The following is a 20,156-nucleotide window of genomic DNA, read 5'->3' as shown; positions in this document are numbered from 1 at the left end:
CACATCCAATATTACGCAATCAGCCGCGTCGCGCGGCCCTGATGTCCCGCACGGAAACTGTCGATCTCCTCGTTGACCGCCGCGACGAACTGGCTGCGGAAACGCTCGGCCGAGAAGAAGCTGGCGCGCTGGCGGCAGTCGAGCCGCGAGATCGATTTCTCCTTGGCCACGAACGATCGCACGCAGGCCGCGATCGCCTCGGGCTCGGGCGAGCCGAAGAACATGCCGGTCGGCCGCGGCCCCGTGGTGAGGATCGACTCGCGTGCACCGCCGCGGCCGAGCGCCAGCACCGGTGCGCCTTCGGACTGCGCCTCGACCGGGATGATGCCGAAATCCTCTTCCGCCGCAAACACGAAGGCGCGGGCGGTTGTCATGAGGTCACGCAGCTGCTTGTCGGGCACGAAGCCGGCGAACTTGACGTTCGGCCCCGCGATCGACTTCAGCCGCGCGGCTTCCGGACCGTCGCCGGCCACGACCAGCTCGAGGTCCGGCATGGTGTTGAAGGCGCGCACGATCGGCTCGATGCGCTTGTAGGGCACGAGCCGGCTCGCGGCGAGGAAGTGGCTGCCGACCGGCAGGATCGCATCGCGCTGCGCGATGGTCACCGGCGGATAGATCACCTTGGCGTCGCGGCCGTAGATCTTCTTGATGCGGCGGGCGACGAACTGCGAATTGGTAAAGATGGCGTCGGGACCGTGCGCGGTGCGCGCATCCCAGATCCGCATCTTGTGCAACAAGGAGCGGGCGATCAGGCCCTTCACGCCGGTGGCGTAGCCGCTCTCCTGCAGATACTGGTGCTGCAGATCCCAGGCATAGCGCATCGGCGAATGCACATAGGCGATGTGCAGCTGCTCCGGCCCGGTCAGAACGCCCTTCGCCACCGCGCAGCTCGAGGAGATCACCAGGTCGTAGCTCGACAGATCGAGCTGCTCGATCGCGAGCGGCATCAGCGGCAGATAGGAGCGGTGATACTTCCGCAAGAGCGGCATCTTCTGCAGGAAGCTGGTGTGCGACTTCTCGAATCCCAGCTTGGCGCGGTCCTCGGGACGCAGCAGGTCGAACAGCGTGAAGACGTCGGCGCCGGGATAGCAGCGCAGGATCTCCTGAAGGACCTTCTCGGCGCCGCCGAGAACGTAAAGCCAATCGTGGACGATCGCGACGCGCACCGCACTCTCCCAATTCCCGGGGTATTTAATAAAACCCTTAAGGGAGGCGTTCACGCGCACAAACCCAATCCTAAACTTCTAGTTAATCGCCCTTGTCGTCCGACCTGTCGAATCCGCTGCTATCAGGTAAGGATCGATTAAGGATATGCCAGCCGCATTGCGTCTCATGCCGTGACATGGTGTGCCGGACCAGAACGCGAAACGAGGCCATGGTCCCGCTTCGGCACACTCCGCACCATAGGCCGCCTTGCTTAACAGGCCCTTGCGGATCGCAACGCCTGCGCGAATGCAGCCATGCATGGCGACGGCCGCGACGACGCGCCGCGGCCTGATCGTTAGCGCATTCCGCCGCACGCGAACGTGATCGCGCGCCGCCTCAGCCGGCGATGACGAGCTGCTCGATCGCGTAGCCGTGGCGGATGGCGCGGTTCAGCACGGGATCGACGAGCTCGAAGTCGAAGCGGTCGGCGGGGCGGATGCCGCCCTTGGCGGCAAAGGTGCCGCCGAACATCGCGGTGCCCTCGGGCAGGCCTGCCTCACCATAGCGGCGCGCGATCAGGTCGAAAGGCGCCAGCATGCCGCTCAGCGCACCCTCCTGATACAGCACGCGCTCGCCGTCGATGGTCGCGTAGGCGCGCAGCATCAGTCGGTCCCAATGCGCGGCGACATCGTCGACCAGCCACAGCTCGGGCGCCACCGGCTTGTCGCACATCTGCTTGGAGACGGTGATGTTGTAGGTCTCGACCTTGCGGTCGGTATGATCGGAGCCGACGCCGACCAGCAGCCTTCCGCCCGCTTGCACCAGCACGAACTCGACCTCGCCGGAGGAGTCGCCTCCGCTGACCTCGATGCTGCGGGATGTCGTCAGGCGGCTCGCCGCGGCCTCGTAATAGATCGGCGTCGTCGCCGGCCGGGCAATGCCGAGCTCTTCCAGTTCGGCGATGTGCTTGTCGCGGGCGACCGGATCGCGCCCGGTCCAGCCGGCGATGACGAGGCGGTTCAGCGTGATCCGCTGCCGCGTCGCCGCACCGCTTGCATGAACCAGGAATTCGATTGTCGTGCCGCTCATCGTCTCATCGCCTCTGTCCCGTCAGACCGCCGCTTAGCCGCCTCGCCGCGCGCTGGCAAGCGCCGCGCGTCACTCGCGCTCGGCCTTTTCCGCCTCGTGGTCCTCCTTGAGATGCCGCTTGCGGATCTGGTGGGTCGTGAACCAGATCAGCGCGATCGCGACCGGCACGAAGGCGGCGGTGGCCAGCGTCGGCTCGACCGGCAGGCCGGTGTCATGCGCGCCCTTGGCGAGATAGCCGAACAGGCTGACGACGTAATAGCCGATCGCGGCCACCGACAGCCCCTCGACCGTGCTCTGCAGGCGCAGCTGCAGCTTGGTGCGCTCGTTCATCGAGCGCAGCAGATCGCGGTTCTGCTGCTCCAGCTCGACATTGACGCGGGTGCGCAACAGATCGGCGGCGCGCGCCAGCTTGAGCGACAGGTTCGACTGCCGTCCCTCCAGCGCGTTGCAGGTGCGCATCGCCGGCGCGGTGCGCCGCGCCAGGAACGACGACCAGCTCGAATACGGCGCGACCGGCTCGCCCTCGATTACCGCCAGGCGGGCCTGCACCAGGTCGTAATAGGCGCGGCTGGCGCCGAACCGGAACAGGCTGCCGGTGGCGCCGCGCTCCAGCAGCGCTTCGAGCTCGGTCAGCTCGCGCAGCAGGTGGTTGTTGAGCTTGAACGATTGCGCGCCCTGCATCTCCGCGAGCACCTCGACCAGCCGCCGCTCGATGCGGTCGACGTCCGGCGCCAGCGCCAGCGCCGCCGGCAGGCCGAGCAGCGCCAAAGTGCGGTAGGTCTCAAGCTCCAGCACGCGCTGCACCAGCGCGCCGAGCCGCTCCGGGGTCGGGCCGTCGGCGCAGACCAGGATGCGGGTGAAGCCGTCATCGTCGAGACGAAAATCGGAGGCGACCGCGCCGGCGCTGCCCTTGATCGTCACGATGGCGAGGCTGCTCTTGTCGAAGATCTCCTCCGCGCGCGCCACCGGATCGGCCGCATTCTCGACCTCGAGCTTGACCGCGACCAGCAGCTCGCCGGCCTGCGGCAGCGCCGCGATCAGCGCCTGCAGCTCGGGCGCAATGGCCCCGAAGCGGCGCGGGCCTGAGTCCGCGGGCGGGCTCCAGATCCAGGTGAGGGTGGCGAATTCCGAATGCTGCTCGAAGCGCAGCCTGACAGGGCCGACATCGACCTGGTGATGCTTGACGCCCGGCTCCGGCGGCGGCGCACCGCGCTGCGCGCAAAACGCGGCGAGGCTGGCGCGGTCGGTCGTGGCGCTGTCGCCTTTCGCCATGAAGGCGAAGCGGATCACCAGCACCGGCTGCGTCAGCGGCGTGAACGGCCGCGCATGCACCTCGTTCAGCACGCTCTCGCGCAGGGCATGCGGCGTGAAGGCGGACTTGTCGAGCGACGTCATCGGGAGAGTCCGCGCGTGAGAGCGACACCTGACGCAGACGATCGCGCTGCGCCTGAATTGATCACCCCCGTCATGCCGTGCATCCCCCTGACTTCCATTGTCGTCCGGCCGGCCAACGCGCCGGCAGCGTGTGACACCAGTGTAGCGCAATTCGATGACGGCGCCACGGCTGCGGCGACATTGTGCGCGCTGGCGGCTCTCTCAGCGCCACGGCAAGTCGATCATGATGCACGCAGACACACCAACACCTCCCGCGGCGCGATCGCGCCCGAGATTGCTCTCATCAAAACCCTCCGGAAATGCCGAGGGCGCAGGGAAGGCCGGACCTCGACTGAGGCCCGTGGCCCCCGTGCGGAAAAATTGCACGGGGCAGGAACCACAGGTTCAGCCGGACAGACCCGGCCCTCCCTGCGCGATGGGTTTAACGTCTGCTCCGAGCTCTCCCCGGGGACCGGCTTGTTTGCCCCCGTCGCCTGATGACACGTCATGTCATCCAGACTTGGCGCCAGCATCGGGGCGCCAGGACCACACGGCTTGAACGTCCGCGAGCTGCCAATCGTCCAGCGCATCAGCACCTGACAACACTCGCGGCCACCGCTCCCCGCCTCAACGTATCGTGACGACGCGTACGCCCCTCTGCATGAGGACGGGATGCAGGGAGTAGAGCATGATTTCGGAAAAATAGCAAGGAAGAATTTTGACGAGATGGGCTGGCCGAGGATGATGCGGGGCGACCGCATTTCGGGAAGATCGTGCCTGTCTCTTTCCTCATCGTCATGGCCGAGCTCGTCCCGGCCATCCTCGTCGTTCGTCGGGGAGAGACGTGGATGCCCGGAACAAGCCCGGCATGACGGGCAACCGATCTGCGCGCTTCAGCGTCGCAACGACCCATTTCGTTGCGAGCAATGGCGCCGATATAGTTGGGCTTGACCAAGCCACGCCAATTGCCGATCGGCACTGCACGATCAACCGCAGCGCCCCGCATGCCAGACGCCGCCGGAGGTTGGCTCTGATACGTGAATGCGTGCCAGGTGAAAGCCCCGGGTTCCGCAGCCCCGATCCGCGACCCATGCAATTGTCACGGTGGGCGTGGTAGATCATAACAGATTGGCCCTTTGCCATCGCTCGATGGTCCCTCGCCCATCAGATCCCATTTGCATCAAAGCCCTCACAGGACTCCCATGACAACCCTCTCCTCGATCGTTGCGCGCGGTGTCGCGCTGGTTGGCAATGCGGCGCTGCAGTGGCGCAAATTGCAGGGGGAGACGCCGCAGCCGGCCTGGGGCGCGCAGCCGCAGATTCCCCTGGCGAAGCCGCAGGGCCTGCTGCCGACCTTGAAGATGCCGACGGCGCGCGGCTGGCGCGACGGCGAAAAGCCGGTGGCGGCGGCGGGGCTGAAGGTGAATGCGTTCGCCACCGGGCTCGATCATCCGCGCTGGATCTATGTGATGCCGGACAAGTCGGTGCTGATCGCCGAGGCGACGCAGATTCCGAGCCCGGTGCGCAACATGTTCGGCTATGCGATGCAGGCGACGATGCGCCGCGCCGCAGCGCTGGGCGTCAGCGCCAACCGCATCACAAGGCTGGTCGATGCCGACGGCGACGGAAAGGCCGAGCGCCGCAACGCCTTCATGGAGAATCTCAGCCAGCCGTTCGGCATGGCGCTGGTCCGCGACACCTTCTATGTCGGCAACACCGACGGCATCGTCGCCTTCCCGTACAGCGCGGGCGCCGAGCGCATCACCGCGCAGGGCAAGCGTCTCACCACGTTCAAGCCGGGCGGACACTGGACGCGCAGCCTGCTGGTCAGCCCCGACGGCAGCAAGGTCTATGCCGGCGTCGGCTCGCTCACCAACATCGCCGAACTTGGCTTCGAGGTCGAGGAGGGCCGCGCCTGCATCTATGAGCTGGACATCGCAAGCGGCGCGAGCCGCATCTTCGCATCAGGCCTGCGCAATGCGGTGGGGCTGGCGTTCGAGCCGTCGACAAAGGTGCTGTGGACCGTCGTCAACGAGCGCGACGGGCTCGGCGACGAGACGCCGCCGGATTACCTCACCTCGGTGCGCGAGGGCGGCTTCTATGGCTGGCCCTATTGCTACTGGGGCAGGACGGTCGACGACCGCGTGCCGCAGGATCCGGCCCTGGTCGCGACCGCGCTGACGCCGGACTACGCGCTCGGCGGCCACACCGCCTCGCTCGGGCTGTGCTGGCTGCCCGCGGGCACCCTGCCCGGCTTCCCCCAGGGCATGGTGATCGGCCAGCACGGCTCGTGGAACCGCAGCAAGCTGTCCGGCTACAAGGTCGTGTTCATCCCGTTCGAGAACGGCAAGCCGTCCGGCCCGGCGCGCGACATCCTCTCCGGCTTCCTGGCGCCCGACGAGAGCTTCTCCTATGGCCGCCCGGTCGGCGTGACGCTCGGCCCGGACGGCTCGCTGCTGGTGGCCGACGACGTCGGCAACTGCATCTGGCGCGTGACGGGCGCGTGAGGCAGCAGGCTGCGACGATCGAGGCGGCGCGCGGCCTCGATCGTGCCTGCAACTGTCATCTTCAATCGTGGCCGTAGTACTGGCGGTTGCAGTAGCGGCGGCCGGCTTCGTGCTTGGCCGCGCGCTGGGCCGGGGTGGCGTTTGCCGGCATCAGGAAGTTGCCGCTCGCGAACAGTTGCAGGCAGTTGATGTAGTTCTTGTTTCCCAGCCATTCCCAGCCGGCAGACGCCGGCGATGTCGATGCGGATGCGAGCAGGCCCGCGCCGGCGACGATGGCGGCGGCGAAAAGACGAATGCTGGACGTCATGACCTTGTCCCTCGTTGCTTGCGGCTGCCCCTGCAGCCCATGCGAGGATCATGACGGTCAGGGCGCGCTGCTTCCGTGATGGTCCGCACAGAGAGGGGTGATGCCGCATGAACGGCGCCGCGGCGCTCGGCCGCGGAACAAGCATCACGCCCGCGACGTTGTCCGGCACAGCGACAGGAGAGTTTCATGGCCGACAACGTCAATCCCGAGCAGAATCAGCCGGGCGAGCATCACGAAGGCAAGTTCCACTACAATCCAGGCAACCAGGCTGGCAAGACGGTCGAGGTCGGCAAGCCGGAGAACGAGCAGGTCAACAACAAGGACCGCATCGAGAACCGCGAGAAACCGCAGTCGCGGTGAGGCGGACACCATTTTAGTTTTTCGTCATGCCCGGGCTTGACCCGGGCATCCATCTTCTGAAGCACCGAGGAGATGGATGGCCGGGTCAAGCCCGGCCATGACGGCGGAGAGAGGGCGGCCCGCCCTACTCCTCCAGCAGAAACGCCAGCGCCTCGTCGCACGGCGCTTCCACCTTCAGCGACAAGAGGTCATCCGCGCGGGTGCGGCCGAGATTGACGGCGGCGATGGGGATGTTGCGGTCCGCGGCGGCGCGGACGAAGCGGAAGCCGGAATAGACCATCAGCGAGGTGCCGACGACGAGCATGGCGTCGGCCTGCTCGACATGCTCGCGCGCGGTGGCGACGACCTCGCGCGGGACGGTTTCGCCGAAGAACACGACGTCGGGCTTGAGGATGCCGCCGCAGGCGCGACAGGCCGGCACATTGAAGTCCGCGAAATCGACGCCGTCGAGATCGGCATCGCCATCGGGCGCGGCGGCCGCATCATGCGCCAGCCAGCGCGGATTGGCGCCGGCCAGTTCGTCCTGAAAGTCGGCCCGCGACACCATGGCGCCGCATCCCAGGCAGCGGACGCGATCGAGCCGTCCGTGCAGATCGATGACGTTGTTGGTCCCGGCGGCCTGGTGCAGCCGGTCGACATTCTGCGTCACCAGCAGCGAGCTCTTGCCCTGCGCCTCCAGCCGCGCCAGCGCATGATGCGCGCCGTTCGGCTGGGCGCGGCCGAACCGCCGCCAGCCGACCATGCTGCGCGCCCAATAGCGGCGGCGCGTATCGTCGCTGCCGACGAAGGCCTGATAGGTCACCGGCGGCGTGCGCTTCCACTGCCCGTCGGTGTCGCGATAGTCGGGAATGCCGGAGTTGGTGCTGCAGCCGGCGCCGGTGAGCACGACGATGCGGTGGTGATTATCGAGAAAGGATTTCAGCGCGGTGGGATCAGCCATGGCGCAGATGTAGTCGCCGGAACCGGCCTGCGCCAGTCCGCCACACCCCGGCCGGATCGCATGAACCATTGCGCGCGCCCGATCTTATCCCGGCGGGAGGACCTGCCATGACACCACGCAACGGGCATGATCGCGGATTGTGGCCGCTCGACGCGGACGAACGGGATGGCGAGCCGATCGATGACGAGCGCGACCTCGCGACCGGCGAGGGCGGCACCATCGAGGTGCCGCTGACCGACGAGGACATCGCCAACGACGATTGACCGCGCTCAGGATTCCGGCGGCACCGTCGCCAGCCAGTGCCGGGCGATGTCGGCGCGCGGCGCGATCCACGCCGCACCGTTGCCTGTGATGTGATTGAGGATGCGGTCGAGCGCGCCGATCCGGCCGGGGCGGCCGATCATGCGCAGATGCAGCCCGATCGACAGCATCTTCGGCGCCGTCGCGCCCTCGCGCACCAGCCAGTCGAAGGCGTCGATGACGTAATCGGCGAAGTCCGCGCCGCGGAAGCGCGAGCCGTTGAAGAACTGCATGTCGTTGCTGTCGAAGGCGTAGGGCAGCACCAGATGCGGCCGGCCGGCAACCTCGACGTAATACGGCAGGTCGTCATTGTAGGCGTCGCTGTCGTAGAGGAAGCCGCCCTGCTCGACCAGCAGCCGCCGCGTGTTGGGCGAGCTCGCCGAGCGCGTGTGCCATCCCAGCGGCGGCCTGCCGGTGACGCGCTGGATCGTCTCCACCGTGCGCGCGATCACGCGGCGCTCCTCGGTCTTGCCCATACCGGCGTGGCTCTGCCAGCGCCAGCCATGCGCAGAGATCTCATGGTCGCGCGCCACGGCATCGCGGGCGAGCTCCGGCGAACGCTCCACCGCGCGGCCGCAGGCGCTGACGGTGACCTTGACGCCATGGCTGTCGAACAGGTCCATGATGCGCCACCACGCCGCCCGCGTGCCGTATTCGAAATGGCTGTCGATGCAGGGGTCGGGGCCGTCGAGCCGGTGCACGACCTCGTAGATCGCCTCGTTGCTCGTATCGCCGTCGCACATCGAGAATTCAGAGCCCTCCTCGAAATTCACCACCAGCGACACCGCGACGCGTGCGTCGTGGGGCCAACGCGGATGCGGCGGCCTGCCGGCATAGCCCGTGAGATCGCGGCGGAAGGCAGGCTGTGAGGTCATCGTGTCAATCCGCGGTTCCGGCCATGCGGTGCAGGCCGACCAGGCGATCGCTGATCAGCAGCAGCACCAGGGTGCCGGCAAGAATGAGGGTGGAGAGCGCGGCCAACGTCGGATCGGGCGCCTCCTCGATATATTGCAGCATGCGGATCGGCAGCGTCTTGGAGCGGACGTCGGTGAGGAAGATCGAGACCGGATAATTGTCGAACGAGGCCAGCAGGCTGAACAGACCTGCGATCAGGAACGACGGCGCCAAAGCCGGCACCATCACCCTCATCACGCTGCCGGCATAGGTGCAGCCGAGCGTGCGCGCGGCTTCTATCAGGGTGAAGTCGAAGCGAGAGAGCCCGGCGATCATGGTGCGCGCGACGTAAGGCAGCGTGACCACGAGATGCGCCACCAGCAGCGCGCTCCAGGTCGCGGTGAAGCCGATCATGCGGAAATATTGCAGGAGCGCGATGCCGAGCACGAGGCCGGGCATCATCAAGGGCGACACCAGCAGCGTGCCGAGCGCCGTCGCGCCGGGCAGCCGGCCACGCGCGATCGCGATGGCGGCGAGCGTGCCGGCGACCAGCGACAACGCGGTCGACAGAACCGCGATCTGCAGCGACAAGAACAGCGACGGCCAGAAGCCGTCGAGCCGGCCGATGCGGCCATACCAGCGCAGCGATGCGCCCGACAGCGGCAGGTCGAACACCGGCGTCGGCGAGAAGCTGGCCGCGACGATCACGACCAGCGGCAGCAGCAGGAACAATGCGAGCCCGATCGCGAGCACCCAGCAGACGATGATGGCAAGCCGCGACATCATTTGGGCTCCCGCGACAGCGTCGCGCTGAGCGCGACGACGATGACGGCGATCGCCAGCAGCACCACGCCCGCGGCGGCGCCGAAGCCGGGCTCGCGCGCCAGCAGATAGGCCTTGGCGATGGTGGTGGCGAGCGTCGGATATTTCTCGCCGACGAGCAGCGTCGGCACCACATAGGCCGACACCGACAGCGAGAACACCAGCGCCACGCCGGCGATGATGCCCGGCAGGGTCAGCGGCAGGATGACACGGAAGAACACGACCAGCGGCGAGGCGCCGAGCGTCGCGGCGGCTTCCGCATAGCGCCCGTCGAGCTGTGCCACCACCGCGTAGATCGGCAGCGCCATGAACGGCAGGAAGATGTTGACGGCGCCGACGATCAGCGCGGTCTGGGTGAAGATCATGCGGATGGGGTCCTCGATGATCCCCACCGCGATCAGCACCGCGTTGATGAGGCCGTCGCTGCGCAGCAGGATGGTCCAGGCGAAGGCCTTGACGATGACGGAGGCGGCGAGCGGCAGGAACAAGGTCGCCAGCAGGATCGAGCGCAGCGGCCCGCGCGCGCGCGCCAGCGCGAACGCCGCGGGATAGGAGACGAGGAAGGCGATCAGGGTCGTCAGCAGGCCGAGCCGCAGCGAGTTCCAGATCACGCCGAGGTAATAGGGCGTGCCGAGCAGCCGGACGTAATGCGCCGAGGTGACGCCGCCCTTGGGGTCGAGCACGCTGACGCCGAGCAGCAGCGCCAGCGGCAGCACGAACACCAGCGCGATGATCAGCAGCGATGGCGCGACGAAGCCGAACGCCGCGAGCCGCTCGCGATCCGGCGCGGGCTTGACGATCGGCGCTGATAGCACGGCGTCGGTCATGGTCAGGCCTCGGCGGCGAAGGCGAAGGTTTCGGCGATGGGCCAGGCGAAGCGGACCTCGTCATGCACGCGCGGCAGCTCGGCCTCGCGGCCCGACAGCTCGGCGAGCAGGCTCGCGCCAGCGCCGGCATCGACGTCCACCAGGGTCCGCGAGCCCTGGAACACGACCGACCGAACGCGGCCGGTCGCGGAGTTGGCACCGTCACCAGCGCCCAGCCGCAACTGCTCCGGCCGCGTCGCCACGATCACCGAGGCGCCCGGCTGGAACGCGCCGCGCGCCGACAGACGGCCGACCGGCGTCACCACCTCCACGGTGCCGTCCTGCGCGCCGACAACCTGGCCGGCGATGCGCGTCGACAGCCCGACGAAGTTGAGCGCGAACAGGCTGGCCGGCCGGGCATACAGCTCGCGCGGCGCGGCGAGCTGCTCGATGCGGCCCTTGTTCATGACCGCGACCCGGTCCGACATCGTCAGCGCCTCGTCCTGGTCATGAGTGACGAAGATCGCGGTCGCCTTGACCTCCTGCAGCAGGCGGCGCAGCTCGACCTGCATCTCCTCGCGCAGCTTGCGATCGAGGGCCGACAGCGCCTCGTCGAACAGCAGCACGTCCGGCTCGACCGCGATCGCCCGCGCCAGCGCGACGCGCTGCTGCTGGCCGCCCGACAGCGCCGAGATGCGGCGGCCGCCGAGATGGCTGAGCTTGACCAGCGCGAGCGCGCGCTCGACCGCGCGGTCGGTCTCGGCCTTGGGCGTGCCGCGCACCTTCAGTCCGAAGGCGACGTTGCCGGCGACGGTGAGATGCGGAAACAGCGCATAGCTCTGGAACACGACGCCGACATTGCGCCGGTGCGGCGGCACATGGGTGACGTCGCGCCCGGCGAGCGCGATCGTCCCGGTGTCGGGCGGCGCGAGGCCGGCGATCGCACGCAGCAAGGTGGTCTTGCCGCAGCCGGATGGGCCGAGCAGGGTCACCAGCTCGCCGCGGCGGATCGTGAGATCGACGCGATCGAGCACGGTCGCCGCGCCAAACCGCTTCGAGACCCCGCTGATGACGAGATGCGGAGCGGCGCTCATGTCATCTCCTTGCTCCAGCGATCGACCCAGCCGGCGCGGTTCTTCGCGATGAAGGCCCAGTCGGGCGCGAACAATGTCGCGGGATCGGGATAACCGGCCGGCAGCGGCGTGGCCTGATTGGTCGGCGCGATGAACGCCGTCTTGGCGAGGATGCTCTGCGCCTCCGGGCTGAGATAGAAGTCGATCGCGGCGTCGGCGAGGTCGCCGGCCGGCGCGCCGCTCACCTTGGCGATGCCCGACGGCATCGAGAAGCCGCCATCCCTCGGGATTGCGAGATCGACCGGCGAGCCGTCCGCTTTCCGGATCAGCGTGTAGGCCGAGAACTGGCCGCCGATCATCCAGGCCTCGCCCTGCTCCAGCAGATTGATGGCCTGCGGTGCGTTGGTATAGACGTTCAGCAGATTGGCCTTCAGGCTCTTGATCTTCTTGAAGCCGGCGTCGATTTCGTACTGCGCCTCCTTGTAGGGCTTGCCGGTCTCGAGATGCGCGGCGGCGAGCAGCGTCCAGAACCCTTCGGTGTTGGACAGCGACGGCACGACGATCTTGGAGTCGTATTTCGCGTCCCACAGCTCGGCCCAACTGACGGGCGGCGTCTTGATGCGCCTGGTGGAATAGGCGATGCCCACCCACGGCTTCTGGTAATTGGCCCACATGCCGTCCTGGTGCACGGCGTCGTCGACCAGCTTGCCGAGATTGGGAATCGCCGACGCCGACATCTTGGTGATCAGCCCTTCGGCCGCGGCCGGCAGCATCACCGGGTCGTCCATGATCACCACCGAGATCTTCGGGCTCGCCTTGTCGGCCTGCATCTTCTGCAGATTGGTCAGCGAGTTGGTGCCCTCATAGAGCACCTTGCAGTCGAGCTTCTTCTCCAGCACCGGAAACAGGTCGGAGTTGAAATATTTGGCGGCGCCGGCCGGGCCGCCGATCACGATCTCTTTCGGGGCGGCGCGCACCAGGGCTGGCGCGGCGAGCGTGGCGGCGAAGGCCGCACTGGTCTTCAGAAGGCTGCGGCGGGAGAAGGGGTGCATGACGAGGATCCCGTGTGAGCTGTCGCGTGGCGTGTCACCCGCGATCAGCAAGCGCCGTGCCAAATGTGCACATTCTTGATTCATCAATGAGATCAGCGTTCCGGGCTATGTCTCGATCCGCAGCGCGCCCGGCCGCGGACAGAATGTGCACATTTTTTGGAGGTGACGTGCCGCGGCTTTGGGCCTAGCTAAAACCTCATGGCGATGCGAGCGCAGCGAATCGGGAAGGCCAATCCCGCCGAGGACGAGGCGGTGTACCAGGCCATCCTGCGCGCGCTGCTGGAGGGCAAGCTCAAGGCCGGCACCAAGCTCGCCGAGACGCCGCTCGCCGCGATCTTCGGCGTCTCGCGCGAGCGCATCCGGAAAGTTCTGCACCGGCTCGGCGCCGAGCGGCGGCTGGAGATGATCCCGAACCGCGGCGCCCGGGTGCCGCGGCCGACGCTCGATGATATCAGACGGGTCTACGAGGCGCATCGCGTGCTCGAGGCCGGTGTGCTCAGCCAGCTGGTGCTGCGGATCGACGACGTGCTGCTCGCACGGCTCGATGCGCATCTGGCCGAGGAGCGCGCCGCCGCGCAGCGCGGCGATCGCGCGACGTCGGTGCGGCTCTCGGGCGCGTTCCACGTCCATCTCGTCGACTCCATCGGCAATCCCGAATTGTCGCGCATGCTCGGCGACCTGCTCAGCCGCTCCTCGGTGATGGTGTCGGTGTACGAGCCGGCGGCACACTCGATCTGCGCCGTCGACGAGCACGGCGCGATCGTCGCCGCGCTGCGCGACCGCGACCTGATGCGCGCGATCGCGGTGTCGCGCGAGCACTTCCTGCATGTCGAGGGCCGGCTGCGGCTCGACGACGATGCCTCGACGCCGTCTCAGGATCTCGCCGCCGTGTTTGCCGGACGGCGGCCGCTGCGCGGCAAGCTGCGGTCGGCTTAGCCGGACCGGCCACGTTACTTGGTCGTCAGCGCCGTCACCGGATGCCAATGATGATCCGCCCGCGTGCCTGCCAGGGGCCTGCAGCGCGCGATCATGACCTCGGCGGCGCGATCGCTGGGCTTGAGCGCGAGGACTGCTTCAAACGCCGCGATGGCTACCTCGAAGTGCTGCGCGCGATAGTCCTGAAGTCCGCGCGCGTAGTGTGCGATCCAGCGCACGTCCTGCGCGGCGACATTCTCCGCGAGCCCGACCAGCTCATGGACGCGCAGGCCCTCTTCGCGGCCATAGACGGCGATGCGGTCGATCTCGCGGGTGAGAAACGCATCGCCCGCCAGCCGCGCGGTGCCCTCGCCGATCAGGATATCGGTGCCGTAGATCTTGTTGGCGCCCTCCAGCCGGCTCGCGACGTTCACGGCATCGCCGATCACCGTATAGTTGAGACGCAGCTCGGAGCCGATGTTGCCGACCAGCATGGGGCCGGAGTTGATGCCGATGCGGATGGCGAGCGGCCGGCCGTCATCGTCGCACAGGCCGCTGGCCTCCACCGCGTCTCGGCACGCCAGCGCGGCGCGGCAGCAGAGACCCGCATGATCCGGCTGCGCGGCCGGCGCGCCCCAGAACGCCATCACCGCATCGCCGATGAACTTGTCGATGGTGCCGCCGTGATCGACGATGACGGTCGAGATCAGGTCGAGATAGCGCGACAGCAGCGGCACGACGCGGTCGCCCATGCGCTCCGACAGCCCGGTGAAGCCGGCGATGTCGATGAACATCACGCTGAGCTCCTGGACATGGCCGCCCGGCCTGGCATCGACGCCCTGCCGCAGCAATTGCCGGACGAGATCGGCGGGAATGAATTTTCCGAATGACGACAGGCCGCCGGCCATCTCGGCGATGGCGCCGGACAGGCTCGCGATCTCGCGCAGCCGCGAGGGATGACGTCGCACCTGCTCGAGCGCGAAGGCCTCGACGTGACGCAATTCGGCCACCACACGCCCGAGCGGGGCTGCGATGACGGCACGCGCCAGCGCGGCGGAGGCCAGCGCCGCGAGCACGGCGCCGATGCCGAGACCGATGATCACGCGCCGCAGCGCCGCGTCGACCGGACCGAGAAACTCCGCTTCCGGAATCACCGTGACCAGCGACCAGCCGGGAAACGGCAGCGCCGTGCGCGCGACCTCGAAGGCGCCGTCGCCCGATAGCACGCGCCCGCGCCAGGCCTCGTCGCCTTCGCGCGAGGACCGCATCGCCTGCTGCGCGATCGGCAGCAGCGGCTGGCGGCCCTGCCCGGCATTGACCTCGTCGGCGGTCTCGTCGGGCGCCGCGACCACGCCGCCATCAAGCGCCAGGATGAAGGCGCTGCCGGTGCGGCCGACCTGAAGCTGGGCGAGAAAGCGCGAGATGCGCGCGTGCTCGATGATGATGGCGAGCACGCCCTGCCGCTCCTGATAGACATCGATCGGGCCCGCCAGCGCGATCGCCGGGCGGTCTCCGCTCGGATGATGATCGACGCTGAACCAGCGCGGTTCGTCCGCAGCGAGGCTCTCCTTGAACCAGGGCTGGTCGGCGACCTTGAAACGGGTCGGCTCGAAGCGGCGTGTCGCGAACTCGATGTCGCCGGGCACGACGTCGTATTCATCGACGCGGCGCTGGCCGGGATGATCGGTCAGCGAGATCTCCATCATCTCCAGGCGCCGGTCGCCGAGCTTGTGGGCGGCGAAGAACGAGCCGTCCGGCCAGCCGAACGCCGCCGATGAGATCGTCGCCTGCGACTGCAGCTGCGACAGGAACACGAATTCGCGCTTGTCCGCCTCGCGGGTGTCGAGCACGTTCTGCAGGAACAGCGTGCGGATGGCGGTGTGCGCGGCGCGCGCCTCGCTGACGATCGCGCTCACCTCCTTGCGCACGGCGCCCGCGATCTGCGCGTTGATGGTGCTCGCGAGCTGACGGCTGATCGCCTCCGAGGTGCGCCACCACAACAGACTCGAGGCAAGGGCCGTCAGCAGGATCGCGGTCAGCACCAGGGCCGACACGGCGAAGCGGATGCTGACGGTCAGCCGCTCGTCGGCGGCGCCTCGGCGCGGCACTCGGCTCTTTGCGCTCGCCATCATCGCAGGTGGATCTCCGATCGGACCGATCGGCGCGCGGGGCGGCACGCGAGCGGGAGCCGCCAGACTGCGCTCCGATGGCGTGAACCGCCAATGCCGGCCGGCTAAGTCGATGATGCCTGCAAAGCATTGGCACTTCGAGTCGGCTTGCGCTCGACTAGGGCAGCTCCCAAGCACGCAATACCGCTCACAGGGTCGTGAGCGGAGTCGCCACGTAACATTGTCGTGGCTGCGGGCGAAGGAGAGATGCGCGTCGCCAAGCGAGCGACGCAGAACACGAGAGGAATTGTCATGTCCGCCAAGAGAACCGTCACCACGCTGGCGCTCGCCGGCGCCGTCAGCACCGCGCTCGCAAGCCTCGCAATGGCCGGGCCACTGACCAAGGCCGAAGCGGAAGCCGCAATGGCCGCCAAGAAGGAGAAATGCTTCGGCGTTGCCCTGAAGGGCCAGAACGATTGCGCCGCCGGTCCCGGCACGACCTGCCAGGGCACCTCCACGATCGACTTCCAGGGCAACGCGTGGAAATTCGTCCAGGGCGGCACCTGCACCAGCATCGACGTCCCCGGCGGCCGCAAGGGCTCGCTCAAGCCGATCTGATCGCTCTCGTTCACCCCAAGCGGAAAGCGGAGACGCAGCATGCGCACCGATGCCCCCCCTGCACCGGGCCCCACCATGCCGCTTCGCTTTCCGCCACCTCTCGGCGGCGTGGCCGGGACCAGCTTCAAGCCGTCGCACCTGGCCGCCATCCTGGCGGAAGCGCCGCAGTGCGGTTTCTTCGAGGTGCACGCCGAGAACTACATGGGCGCCGGCGGGCCGCCGCATCATCAGCTCGAGGCGATCCGCAGGGATCATCCGCTGTCGATCCACGGCGTCTGCATGTCGATCGGCGGCCCGCAGCCGCTCGATCGCGACCACCTCGCGCGCTTCCGCAAGCTCGTCGCCCGCTATCAGCCAAGCCTCGTCTCCGAGCATCTGGCATGGTCGACGCACGATGCGACGTTCTTCAACGACCTGCTGCCGTTGCCCTACACGACGGCCACGCTGGCACGGGTCTGCGACCATATCGATGAGGTGCAGAGCGCGATCCGCCGGCCGATCCTGCTGGAAAATCCGTCGACCTACGTCGCCTTTCACGACTCGACGATGAGCGAGACCGACTTCATCCGCGCCATCGTCCGCCGCACCGGCTGCGGGCTCCTGCTCGACCTCAACAACGTGTTCGTCTCCGCGATCAATCATGGCTTCTCGCCACAGGACTATCTGGCCGACGTTCCGCTCGCCGCTGTCGGCGAGATCCATCTCGCCGGTCACGCCGTGCAGGCCGACGATGAAGGCGAGCCGCTGCTGATCGACAGCCATGACGGCCCCGTCGCCTATGATGTGTGGGCCCTGTTCGCCAGCGTGGTCGCGCGCAACGGTCCGATGCCGACGCTGATCGAATGGGACAGCAACATTCCGGATTGGCCGGTGCTGAAGGCAGAGGCCGCGGCCGCGCAGGCGATTCTCGATGACCACGCACCCGACTGCTCGCAAGAGGTGCGCGATGCCGCAGCCTGAGCATATGTCCGACTATGCCGCTCAGTTCGCCGCGGCGCTGCTGACGCCGGATCGCGCGACGCCTGTCGCCGTCAGGGGTCCGCTGGCCAAGGCGGCCGGGCGCCGGTTCAACGTCTACCGCAACAACGTCACGGTCAGCCTGATCGAGTCGCTCGTCGCGATCTATCCGGCGGTGCAGCGCATCACCGGGCCCGACTTCTTCCGCGCGATGGCGCGGGCGCATGTACGCGAAACGCCGCCGACGTCGCCGCTGCTCGTCGACTATGGACGCGACTTCCCCGCTTTCATCGCAGCTTACGAGCACGCTCGGACGATGCCGTTCCTGACGGACGTCGCACAGATCGAGCGGGCCTGGCTCGACGCCTATCACGCGGCAGACGCCGCCCCGCTCGACGGTGCCACGCTGGCGACGGTGCCGCCCGAGCGGCTGCCCGAGCTGCGCTTCGCCGCTCATCCCGCCACCCGCATCGTGCGCTCGGATTTCGCGGCGGTGACGATCTTCTCGGCCAATCGCGGCGATGCCCCGGTGCCGCGCATCGACGGCTCGGTCCCGGAGGACGCGCTGATCACGCGGCCCGCGTTCGACGTCGCCGTGCGCCACCTGCCGCGGGGCGGCGCGATCTTCGCGAGCCTGCTGATCACGCGGCAGCCGCTCGGCGTGGCCGCGGAAGCCGCGTTCGAGGCAGCGCCGGAGTTCAATCTCGCCACCAACATTGCCGGCCTGATCGAGGCCGGCGCCTTCACGGACATCGGTTTCGAGGACGCATGATGACGACGGACCACTCCATGGCGCCGACCGCGACACTGTCGCTGCCTTCCCTCGTCGGCCAGACCGTGCGGCTGCTGCAGAGCGCGACCCCGCTCACCCTGGTCCAACTCGTCACCCGCATTGCGCTGGCGGTGCCGTTCTGGCGCTCGGGCATTCTCAAATGGGACGGCTTTCTCAGGCTGAGCGACACCGCCGTGACGCTGTTCAGCGACGAGTTCATGCTGCATCTGCCCGGCGGTCCCTACCACTTTCCCATGCCGACGGTGATGGCGTTCCTGTCGGGCTGCGGCGAGGTCACCTTCCCCGTCCTGCTCATTCTCGGCCTCGGCACCCGGTTCGCGGCACTCGGCCTGCTGTTCATGACGTGCATCGTCGAGCTCACGGTGCCCGACGGCTGGCCGATCCATCTGACCTGGGCCGCGATGGCGCTGGGCCTCATTGCCCATGGCGGTGGAAAGATCTCGCTCGATCACGTCCTCGGCGGGCTGTTCGGCGGCGCGCACCAGGGCAGCGCGAGCCGTGGCATGTAGTAGCCGCGCCACTCGCAGACCTCCTCGGGCCCCTTGCGCTTGAGCGCCATCTTGACCGGCTCGGCCTGGCTGATGCCGACATGGAGTGCGAGCAGCACCGCGCCGATCGGATAGGCGAAGCGGGAAAAGCGCAGGTCCGACAGACGATCGAGCAGGACCATGCCGGCGATGATGATCAGGGGATCGGTGAAGACGAAGTACTCGACCTTCAGCCCGCGGCGGACGCCGAGCGTGTCGATGCCGATGGCCGCCAGCATCAGGAGGACGGCTTGGATGGCCGCCTGCCGCTCACCGCGGCGCCAGGCCATGACGATGCCGGGGATGATCAGCCAGGTCAGGAACACGGCGGGGCGGGCCGACGATTGCAGCACGAAGGTGTAGCGCCGGATGACCCCGAGGACGCCGGACAGCAACAGGCCGATCGCACCGCCCAGGCTGCCGGCGGCCTCGGGCGCGTCGACATAGGTGATCATCTTCTCGAGCGGATTGAGCACGACCACGACATCGTTGATGTCGTAGCTCAACTTCAGTGCCAGCAGGCCGAGGCTTGCGCCGGCCACCACCGCCAGCAGCGCCGCGACGGTCTCGGCCGCGCTCACGCGCCATAACCACGCGAAGGCGGCCATGCAGACCGCGACCACGCCGAGCAGCGCGAACTGATAGAGGCCGAAGCGGCCGAGCAGCATCGGCTTGAGGCCGGCAGCCGTCGCATTGACGGGGTCGAAGCCGGCGGCGACCAGCGGCCAGGCGGCCATCGCGGCGACTATTGCCGCCACGGCAGCGACCATGACGGCCGCCCACGCGCGCGAGCTTTGCCAGAACGCCACGCTTGCGCTCGTCGCCGTCCCGAACGGCAACAGCAGCACGGGAATGGCGGCGATCAGCAGGATCGCATGCACCTTGTTCTCCAGGCCGAGCATGCAGAGCAGCGCGGCGAGTCCGGCGGCGAGCGGCCGCATCAGGCTGGCGCGGCGCGCGACCGCGATCAGGATCATCAGCGCGAGGATGCAGAACGACGCCGCGATCATCTCGCTGCGCAGGATGCGCAGATGCATCTGCACGCCGCCTGAGAAGGCGAAGGCGGTGACGGCGAGCATGGCGATGCGCCAATCCGACACCAGCCGGCGCGCGGCCCAGGCAAAGGCCAGGATGATGCCGGCGGCCGTCAGCAGCGCGGCGACGCGTCCGGCATGGACGGCGCTAGTCATTGCCGCGTCGAAGGCGGCGCGGTCGGCGGGGATCGCCGACAATGTCCAGGCGTCGAGCAGGCCGATCCGGTGCAGCAGCGCGAACCAGGTCTCGACCGAAAGGATGGTGAGATAGGCCGGGTGATCGAAGAAGGCCTGCGCGCCGCCGTCGTTCATGGCGAGCGCATTGTAGATCACCATGAAGTCCATGTCGGCGTTGCGCCAATAGACCGTGAAATAGCCGACGAGAAGGAACGAGACGAATGACAGCAGCAATGCGACGGCAACGCCGCCGCGCCAGCCGAACGGGGTCAGGCGATCGAGCGCGTCGACGCCTCTGGTCATGCGGACATCGCGAAAGTGGCGCAGTCGTCACCTCGCCCCGCTTGCGGGGAGAGG

General features: G+C 67.9%; 20 protein-coding genes. 8 read left to right on the top strand and 12 right to left on the bottom strand.

Annotated features, from left to right (window positions below; all coding sequences use genetic code 11):
* Nucleotides 1-11: 11 nt before the first annotated feature.
* The 3 genes from QX048_RS17970 to QX048_RS17960 all read right to left on the bottom strand — a co-directional run bounded on the left by QX048_RS17970 (nt 12) and on the right by QX048_RS17960 (nt 3,630).
* Nucleotides 12-1,166 (bottom strand): glycosyltransferase, encoded by a 1,155-nt coding sequence (locus QX048_RS17970; protein WP_316173326.1) that lies wholly within the window; start codon nt 1,164-1,166, stop codon nt 12-14.
* A 376-nt stretch (nt 1,167-1,542) separates the two neighbouring features.
* Complete coding sequence (locus QX048_RS17965) at nt 1,543-2,235, bottom strand: DUF2848 domain-containing protein (protein ID WP_316200575.1); 693 nt, start codon at nt 2,233-2,235, stop codon at nt 1,543-1,545.
* A gap of 69 nt (nt 2,236-2,304) precedes the next feature.
* Entirely contained in the window at nt 2,305-3,630 is a 1,326-nt protein-coding gene (locus tag QX048_RS17960) for a DUF3422 domain-containing protein (protein WP_316200574.1), read from the bottom strand.
* Nucleotides 3,631-4,811: 1,181 nt separating this feature from the next.
* Here QX048_RS17960 and QX048_RS17955 point away from each other — a divergent pair.
* Complete coding sequence (locus QX048_RS17955) at nt 4,812-6,116, top strand: sorbosone dehydrogenase family protein (RefSeq protein ID WP_316173330.1); 1,305 nt, start codon at nt 4,812-4,814, stop codon at nt 6,114-6,116.
* Between the two features lie 61 nt (nt 6,117-6,177).
* Here QX048_RS17955 and QX048_RS17950 read toward each other — a convergent pair whose 3' ends face one another.
* Nucleotides 6,178-6,423, bottom strand: a complete 246-nt coding sequence (locus tag QX048_RS17950; RefSeq protein ID WP_315750682.1) for a hypothetical protein — start codon at nt 6,421-6,423, stop codon at nt 6,178-6,180.
* 186 nt (nt 6,424-6,609) lie between these two features.
* Here QX048_RS17950 and QX048_RS17945 point away from each other — a divergent pair, with 186 nt between their 5' ends.
* Entirely contained in the window at nt 6,610-6,783 is a 174-nt protein-coding gene (locus QX048_RS17945; protein WP_316173331.1) for a hypothetical protein, read from the top strand.
* A gap of 124 nt (nt 6,784-6,907) precedes the next feature.
* On the opposite strand, the gene QX048_RS17940 is transcribed toward QX048_RS17945, so the two are convergent.
* Nucleotides 6,908-7,792, bottom strand: a complete 885-nt coding sequence (locus QX048_RS17940) for an NAD-dependent protein deacetylase (RefSeq protein WP_316200573.1) — start codon at nt 7,790-7,792, stop codon at nt 6,908-6,910.
* Nucleotides 7,793-7,830: 38 nt separating this feature from the next.
* Here QX048_RS17940 and QX048_RS17935 point away from each other — a divergent pair, with 38 nt between their 5' ends.
* On the top strand, nt 7,831-7,986 hold the full coding sequence (locus QX048_RS17935) for a hypothetical protein (protein WP_315715974.1): 156 nt from the start codon (nt 7,831-7,833) through the stop codon (nt 7,984-7,986).
* 6 nt (nt 7,987-7,992) lie between these two features.
* Here QX048_RS17935 and QX048_RS17930 read toward each other — a convergent pair whose 3' ends face one another.
* The 5 genes from QX048_RS17930 to QX048_RS17910 are packed head-to-tail and all read right to left on the bottom strand — an operon-like array spanning nt 7,993 to nt 12,670.
* Nucleotides 7,993-8,898, bottom strand: coding sequence for a polysaccharide deacetylase family protein (locus tag QX048_RS17930; protein WP_316200572.1), 906 nt, complete (start codon nt 8,896-8,898; stop codon nt 7,993-7,995).
* A gap of 4 nt (nt 8,899-8,902) precedes the next feature.
* Entirely contained in the window at nt 8,903-9,703 is an 801-nt protein-coding gene (locus tag QX048_RS17925; protein WP_316187923.1) for an ABC transporter permease, read from the bottom strand.
* Nucleotides 9,700-10,566 carry an ABC transporter permease gene (locus QX048_RS17920; protein WP_316173334.1) on the bottom strand — a complete coding sequence of 289 codons (867 nt, stop codon included), beginning with the start codon at nt 10,564-10,566 and terminating at the stop codon, nt 9,700-9,702. Before QX048_RS17920 ends, QX048_RS17925 begins: the two co-directional genes overlap by 4 nt.
* A gap of 2 nt (nt 10,567-10,568) precedes the next feature.
* Entirely contained in the window at nt 10,569-11,639 is a 1,071-nt protein-coding gene (locus tag QX048_RS17915) for an ABC transporter ATP-binding protein (protein ID WP_316200571.1), read from the bottom strand.
* Nucleotides 11,636-12,670, bottom strand: coding sequence for an extracellular solute-binding protein (locus tag QX048_RS17910; protein ID WP_316200570.1), 1,035 nt, complete (start codon nt 12,668-12,670; stop codon nt 11,636-11,638). Before QX048_RS17910 ends, QX048_RS17915 begins: the two co-directional genes overlap by 4 nt.
* Before the next feature lie 198 nt (nt 12,671-12,868).
* Between QX048_RS17910 and QX048_RS17905 the strand changes: the two genes are divergently transcribed.
* The gene (locus tag QX048_RS17905) at nt 12,869-13,606 is read left to right on the top strand and encodes a GntR family transcriptional regulator (protein ID WP_316200569.1); all 738 of its coding nucleotides are present in this window, start codon (nt 12,869-12,871) and stop codon (nt 13,604-13,606) included.
* Between the two features lie 14 nt (nt 13,607-13,620).
* Here the strand turns inward: QX048_RS17905 and QX048_RS17900 are convergent, their stop codons facing one another.
* Complete coding sequence (locus QX048_RS17900; protein WP_316200568.1) at nt 13,621-15,717, bottom strand: adenylate/guanylate cyclase domain-containing protein; 2,097 nt, start codon at nt 15,715-15,717, stop codon at nt 13,621-13,623.
* Between the two features lie 288 nt (nt 15,718-16,005).
* Here QX048_RS17900 and QX048_RS17895 point away from each other — a divergent pair, with 288 nt between their 5' ends.
* From QX048_RS17895 to QX048_RS17880, 4 genes are read left to right on the top strand one after another with little or no spacing between them, the layout of a single operon-like run.
* A complete protein-coding gene (locus QX048_RS17895) occupies nt 16,006-16,311 on the top strand; it encodes a DUF2282 domain-containing protein (protein ID WP_315715966.1) in 306 nt (101 codons plus the stop codon).
* Between the two features lie 39 nt (nt 16,312-16,350).
* Nucleotides 16,351-17,271: a DUF692 domain-containing protein gene (locus tag QX048_RS17890; RefSeq protein WP_315715965.1), complete on the top strand. Its 921-nt coding sequence runs from the start codon at nt 16,351-16,353 to the stop codon at nt 17,269-17,271.
* Nucleotides 17,258-18,040, top strand: a complete 783-nt coding sequence (locus QX048_RS17885) for a DNA-binding domain-containing protein (protein WP_315715964.1) — start codon at nt 17,258-17,260, stop codon at nt 18,038-18,040. The genes QX048_RS17890 and QX048_RS17885 overlap by 14 nt, the downstream gene beginning before the upstream one ends.
* Nucleotides 18,040-18,570 carry a DoxX family protein gene (locus QX048_RS17880; protein ID WP_410052171.1) on the top strand — a complete coding sequence of 177 codons (531 nt, stop codon included), beginning with the start codon at nt 18,040-18,042 and terminating at the stop codon, nt 18,568-18,570. Before QX048_RS17885 ends, QX048_RS17880 begins: the two co-directional genes overlap by 1 nt.
* On the opposite strand, the gene QX048_RS17875 is transcribed toward QX048_RS17880, so the two are convergent.
* The gene (locus QX048_RS17875; protein WP_316200567.1) at nt 18,510-20,102 is read right to left on the bottom strand and encodes a hypothetical protein; all 1,593 of its coding nucleotides are present in this window, start codon (nt 20,100-20,102) and stop codon (nt 18,510-18,512) included. The two genes, QX048_RS17880 and QX048_RS17875, sit on opposite strands and share 61 nt — an antisense overlap.
* Nucleotides 20,103-20,156: the final 54 nt, after the last annotated feature.

Source organism: Bradyrhizobium sp. SZCCHNS30572 (assembly GCF_032484415.1).
In the GTDB taxonomy this organism is placed as follows: domain Bacteria; phylum Pseudomonadota; class Alphaproteobacteria; order Rhizobiales; family Xanthobacteraceae; genus Bradyrhizobium.
Note: the sequence above shows the minus strand (reverse complement) of the source record. Positions and strands in the feature narration are given on the sequence as shown.

Excerpts from the sequence above, each read along its gene's own strand:
- QX048_RS17880 (WP_410052171.1), top strand. The coding sequence starts at position 18,040 with ATGACGACGGACCACTCCATGGCGCCGACCGCGACACTGTCGCTGCCT.
- QX048_RS17945 (WP_316173331.1), top strand. The coding sequence starts at position 6,610 with ATGGCCGACAACGTCAATCCCGAGCAGAATCAGCCGGGCGAGCATCAC.
- QX048_RS17930 (WP_316200572.1), bottom strand. The coding sequence starts at position 8,898 with ATGACCTCACAGCCTGCCTTCCGCCGCGATCTCACGGGCTATGCCGGC.
- QX048_RS17955 (WP_316173330.1), top strand. The coding sequence starts at position 4,812 with ATGACAACCCTCTCCTCGATCGTTGCGCGCGGTGTCGCGCTGGTTGGC.
- QX048_RS17940 (WP_316200573.1), bottom strand. The coding sequence starts at position 7,792 with ATGGTTCATGCGATCCGGCCGGGGTGTGGCGGACTGGCGCAGGCCGGT.
- QX048_RS17920 (WP_316173334.1), bottom strand. The coding sequence starts at position 10,566 with ATGACCGACGCCGTGCTATCAGCGCCGATCGTCAAGCCCGCGCCGGAT.
- QX048_RS17900 (WP_316200568.1), bottom strand. The coding sequence starts at position 15,717 with ATGATGGCGAGCGCAAAGAGCCGAGTGCCGCGCCGAGGCGCCGCCGAC.
- QX048_RS17895 (WP_315715966.1), top strand. The coding sequence starts at position 16,006 with ATGTCCGCCAAGAGAACCGTCACCACGCTGGCGCTCGCCGGCGCCGTC.
- QX048_RS17910 (WP_316200570.1), bottom strand. The coding sequence starts at position 12,670 with ATGCACCCCTTCTCCCGCCGCAGCCTTCTGAAGACCAGTGCGGCCTTC.
- QX048_RS17885 (WP_315715964.1), top strand. The coding sequence starts at position 17,258 with ATGCCGCAGCCTGAGCATATGTCCGACTATGCCGCTCAGTTCGCCGCG.
- QX048_RS17875 (WP_316200567.1), bottom strand. The coding sequence starts at position 20,102 with ATGACCAGAGGCGTCGACGCGCTCGATCGCCTGACCCCGTTCGGCTGG.
- QX048_RS17960 (WP_316200574.1), bottom strand. The coding sequence starts at position 3,630 with ATGACGTCGCTCGACAAGTCCGCCTTCACGCCGCATGCCCTGCGCGAG.
- QX048_RS17935 (WP_315715974.1), top strand. The coding sequence starts at position 7,831 with ATGACACCACGCAACGGGCATGATCGCGGATTGTGGCCGCTCGACGCG.
- QX048_RS17905 (WP_316200569.1), top strand. The coding sequence starts at position 12,869 with ATGGCGATGCGAGCGCAGCGAATCGGGAAGGCCAATCCCGCCGAGGAC.
- QX048_RS17925 (WP_316187923.1), bottom strand. The coding sequence starts at position 9,703 with ATGATGTCGCGGCTTGCCATCATCGTCTGCTGGGTGCTCGCGATCGGG.
- QX048_RS17950 (WP_315750682.1), bottom strand. The coding sequence starts at position 6,423 with ATGACGTCCAGCATTCGTCTTTTCGCCGCCGCCATCGTCGCCGGCGCG.
- QX048_RS17915 (WP_316200571.1), bottom strand. The coding sequence starts at position 11,639 with ATGAGCGCCGCTCCGCATCTCGTCATCAGCGGGGTCTCGAAGCGGTTT.
- QX048_RS17965 (WP_316200575.1), bottom strand. The coding sequence starts at position 2,235 with ATGAGCGGCACGACAATCGAATTCCTGGTTCATGCAAGCGGTGCGGCG.
- QX048_RS17890 (WP_315715965.1), top strand. The coding sequence starts at position 16,351 with ATGCGCACCGATGCCCCCCCTGCACCGGGCCCCACCATGCCGCTTCGC.